Origin of the sequence: Idiomarina sp. UBA4206, assembly GCF_002383015.1 — a bacterium.
GTDB lineage: Bacteria > Pseudomonadota > Gammaproteobacteria > Enterobacterales > Alteromonadaceae > Idiomarina > Idiomarina abyssalis.
In genome coordinates this window covers 4,549-8,447 of the sequence record NZ_DFTS01000051.1, presented here as the reverse complement: position 1 = coordinate 8,447, position 3,899 = coordinate 4,549, and the positions used below count along the sequence as shown (strand labels likewise).

Genomic DNA, 3,899 nt, shown 5'->3' with positions numbered 1-3,899 from the left:
CTGTGTTCCATATTCTGGTCATTACATTGCAAGCGTTTATTTTCATGATGCTGACCATTGTTTACTTAAGCATGGCTTCATCTGAACACTAGTGTTCTAAACAAAAAGTTTTTAGCTTTACTTTTAACTTTAATCTACTGAAAAACTGGAGAAATCAATGGAAACTGTAGTTGCTTTTACTGCTATCGCTGTATCAATCATGATCGGTCTGGCTGCACTGGGTACAGCACTGGGCTTTGGTATTCTGGGTGGTAAATTCCTGGAAGCTGCTGCTCGCCAACCAGAATTGGCACCACAGCTGCAAGTTAAGATGTTCATCGTAGCTGGTCTTATCGATGCTATCGCAATGATCGGCGTTGCTGTTGCATTGCTGTTCACGTTTGCGAACCCATTCTTAACCCAGGTAGCAGGCTAATCGTTATTCGACGGTCACCAACTGAAGGAGGTCCGTTGTGAATATCAACGCTACTCTAATTGGACAATCGATCGCGTTTGCCGTGTTCGTGTGGTTCTGCATGAAATTTGTATGGCCACCGATCATCAAGGCTATTGAGGAACGTCAGAAGAAAATTGCTGACGGCCTTAATGCCGGTGAACGTGCTCAAAAAGATTTAGAGAAAGCCCAGCAAGAAATTGCCGAGCAGCTCAAAGAAGCGAAACAGCAAGCCGCTGAAATCATTGAACAGTCGAAAAAACGTGGCGCTAAAATTGTTGAGGAAGAAACTCAACGTGGCCACGAAGAACGTGAAAAAATCGTTGCGTCTGGACATGAAGAAGTGACAGCTGAGCGTAACCGCGTTCGCGAAGAGTTGCGTAAGCAAGTCGCCGTATTGGCGGTTTCTGGGGCTCAGAAAATCATTGAGCGTGAAATTGATAAAGACGCTCATAGCGACATTGTTGAAAAACTGGTCGCTGAACTTTAATAAAGGGGTTTGAGCTTATGTCAGAACTGACTACGGTCGCTCGCCCTTACGCAAAAGCAGCTTTTGATTTTGCTTTAGAACAGGGAGCGCTCGATAAGTGGGCAGAAATGCTTAGCTTCGCTGCTGCGGTAGCGCAAGATGAGACTATTGCCTCATTTTTGAGCAGCTCTTCGACTGTTGGAAAAACGACAGATGTTTTCTTGGGTGTTTGCGGCGACGAGCTCGACGATAACGCTAAGAACTTCGTTAAAGTACTGGCTGAAAATGAACGTTTGCCAGTACTTCCAGCGGTTAGTGAGCTCTATCAGACGCTTCGTGCTGAACACGACAAAGAAGTCACTGTAGATGTTAAGTCAGCGGTTAAACTGCTGAAAGCACAACAAACGGCTTTGAGTAAAGCACTAGAGAAGCGCCTGCAACGCAAAATTAAGCTGAACTGCAGTGTCGACAAGTCCATTATTGGCGGACTTGTTATAGAAGCTGGTGATACCGTTATTGACGGCACCTTGCGCGGCAAGCTCGACAGACTTGCTTACGCACTGCAATCCTAATTGGGGACTTGAGCATGCAATTGAATTCAAATGAAATCGCAGAACTGATCAAACAGCGAATTGAGAAGTTCGAAGTCACCAGCGAAGCCCGCAACGAAGGTACCATCATGTCTGTACAAGACGGTATCATTCGCATTCACGGACTTGCAGACTGTCTGCAAGGTGAAATGGTCGAGCTACCTGGTAATCGTTACGCTATCGCACTGAACCTTGAACGTGATTCTGTTGGTGCGGTTGTTATGGGTCCTTATGCAGATTTGCAGGAAGGCACCAAAGTAAAATCTACTGGCCGTATCCTTGAAGTTCCGGTCGGCGAAAAACTGTTGGGCCGTGTGGTAAACACACTAGGTCAGCCTATCGACGGTAAAGGTCCAATTGAAGCTGACGGCTATGAGCCAGTTGAGAAAATCGCCCCGGGCGTTATCGAACGTCAGTCGGTTGATCAGCCAGTACAAACTGGTTACAAGTCAATTGACTCGATGATTCCAGTTGGTCGTGGTCAGCGTGAGCTTATCATCGGTGACCGTCAGACAGGTAAAACAGCTTTAGCCGTAGACGCCATTATCAACCAGAAAGACTCTGGTATTAAGTGTGTATACGTAGCCATTGGTCAGAAGAACTCAACCATCTCTGCTGTTGTACGTAAGCTGGAAGAGCACGGCGCATTGGAAAACACCATTGTGGTTGCGGCTTCTGCTTCTGAATCTGCAGCGTTGCAATACTTAGCAGCTTATTCTGGCTGTACTATGGGTGAATACTTCCGTGACCGCGGTGAAGACGCTTTGATCGTATACGATGACCTCTCTAAGCAGGCTGTTGCATACCGTCAAATTTCACTGTTGCTGCGTCGTCCGCCAGGTCGTGAAGCATTCCCTGGTGACGTTTTCTACCTCCACTCTCGCTTACTTGAGCGTGCGGCGCGTGTTAACGCTGACTACGTAGAAAAATTCACTGACGGTAAAGTAAAAGGCCAGACTGGTTCTTTAACTGCCTTACCTATCATTGAAACTCAGGCAGGTGACGTATCGGCGTTCGTACCGACTAACGTTATCTCAATCACCGATGGTCAGATCTTCCTGGAAACTGACTTGTTTAACTCAGGTATTCGTCCTGCGGTTAACGCCGGTGTCTCGGTTTCTCGTGTTGGTGGTTCAGCACAAACGAAAATCATCAAGAAATTGGGTGGCGGTATCCGTCTTGCCCTGGCTCAGTACCGTGAATTGGCGGCGTTCGCTCAGTTTGCATCTGACCTTGATGAATCGACTCGTTCACAGTTGGAGCACGGTCAGCGTGTAACCGAACTGATGAAACAGAAACAGTACAAGCCTATGAGCGTGTCTCAAATGGCTGTATCAATTTATGCCGTTGAAAAAGGCTTCTTGAAAGACGTAGAAATCGACAAAATCATGGATTTTGAAGAATCGCTGCAATCTTTCATGGCGAGCGAATACGCCGAGCTAATGGCTGAGATTGATAAAACTGGCAACTATAACGACGACATCGATGCGCAATTGAAAGCCGCGCTTGAGAAATTCAAGCAAACGCAATCATGGTAATCGCACCTGGCCGCAGTAGCGGCCATTTGTCGTTGAGTTAACAGGAGAATCGTCATGGCCAGCGGTAAAGAGATAAAAACTCAGATCTCGAGTATCGGTAATACTCAGAAGATCACCAGTGCTATGGAAATGGTCGCTGCGTCGAAAATGAAAAAGGCGCAGGAACGTATGGAGGCTAGTCGCCCCTATGCGGACACCATTCGCAAGGTGATTGGTCATGTGGCGCGCGGTAACCTTGAATATCGTCATCCATTTATGGAAGAACGTCAGGTTAAGCGTGTGGGTTACATCATTGTTTCTACCGACCGTGGTTTGTGTGGCGGCTTGAACGGTAATGAGTTCAAGAAAGTCGTTAAGCACGCTAACGAATGGAAAGAGCAAGATGTTGAAGCGGATTTTGCCGCAATAGGCAGCAAAGCAACCGGTTTCTTCAAGCGTTTTGGTAAGTTGAAAGCGCAAGTTTCAGGTATGGGCGATAAGCCAGAACTGAAAGAAATCACCGGTTCTATCCAGGTTATGCTGGATGCCTTTGAAGAAGGTAAAATCGATCGCTTGTACGTTGTATTCAACAAGTTTGTGAATACGATGACCCAGGAGCCGACCATTCATCAATTGTTGCCATTGCCGCAAGCAGGATCGGAAGAAGAAGTACAGACAGGTAGCTGGGATTACCTGTATGAGCCGAATCCGGAAAGTATTCTAGATACGCTAATTCGTCGCTTTGTAGAAATGCAAGTGTATCAAGGTGTCGTAGATAACTTTGCTAGTGAGCAAGCCGCTCGGATGATTGCGATGAAAGCTGCAACCGACAACGCCGAAGATATTATCGATCAACTGCAATTGCAGTATAACAAGGCGCGTCAGGCAGC

The 3,899-nt window shown here is 46.8% G+C and carries 5 protein-coding genes and 1 pseudogene; all 6 read left to right on the top strand.

Annotation, left to right across the window (positions count from 1 at the left end; genetic code table 11):
• Positions 1-92: pseudogene (locus B3180_RS10940) on the top strand (F0F1 ATP synthase subunit A); the annotation flags it as partial.
• Between the two features lie 65 nt (positions 93-157).
• On the top strand, positions 158-415 hold the full coding sequence (gene atpE, locus B3180_RS10935; RefSeq protein ID WP_011235847.1) for a F0F1 ATP synthase subunit C: 258 nt from the start codon (positions 158-160) through the stop codon (positions 413-415).
• A gap of 37 nt (positions 416-452) precedes the next feature.
• Entirely contained in the window at positions 453-923 is a 471-nt protein-coding gene (gene atpF, locus B3180_RS10930; RefSeq protein WP_054488976.1) for a F0F1 ATP synthase subunit B, read from the top strand.
• A gap of 17 nt (positions 924-940) precedes the next feature.
• Positions 941-1,474 (top strand): F0F1 ATP synthase subunit delta, encoded by a 534-nt coding sequence (atpH, locus tag B3180_RS10925; protein ID WP_054488978.1) that lies wholly within the window; start codon positions 941-943, stop codon positions 1,472-1,474.
• A 14-nt stretch (positions 1,475-1,488) separates the two neighbouring features.
• The gene (atpA, locus tag B3180_RS10920; protein WP_054488980.1) at positions 1,489-3,030 is read left to right on the top strand and encodes a F0F1 ATP synthase subunit alpha; all 1,542 of its coding nucleotides are present in this window, start codon (positions 1,489-1,491) and stop codon (positions 3,028-3,030) included.
• Positions 3,031-3,084: 54 nt separating this feature from the next.
• On the top strand, positions 3,085-3,899 hold an 815-nt coding region (gene atpG, locus B3180_RS10915; RefSeq protein WP_286844483.1), incomplete at its 3' end, for a F0F1 ATP synthase subunit gamma.

Bases quoted from the DNA above. Each gene is read 5' to 3' on its own strand.
- atpE (WP_011235847.1), top strand. From the start codon at position 158: ATGGAAACTGTAGTTGCTTTTACTGCTATCGCTGTATCAATCATGATC.
- atpH (WP_054488978.1), top strand. From the start codon at position 941: ATGTCAGAACTGACTACGGTCGCTCGCCCTTACGCAAAAGCAGCTTTT.
- atpA (WP_054488980.1), top strand. From the start codon at position 1,489: ATGCAATTGAATTCAAATGAAATCGCAGAACTGATCAAACAGCGAATT.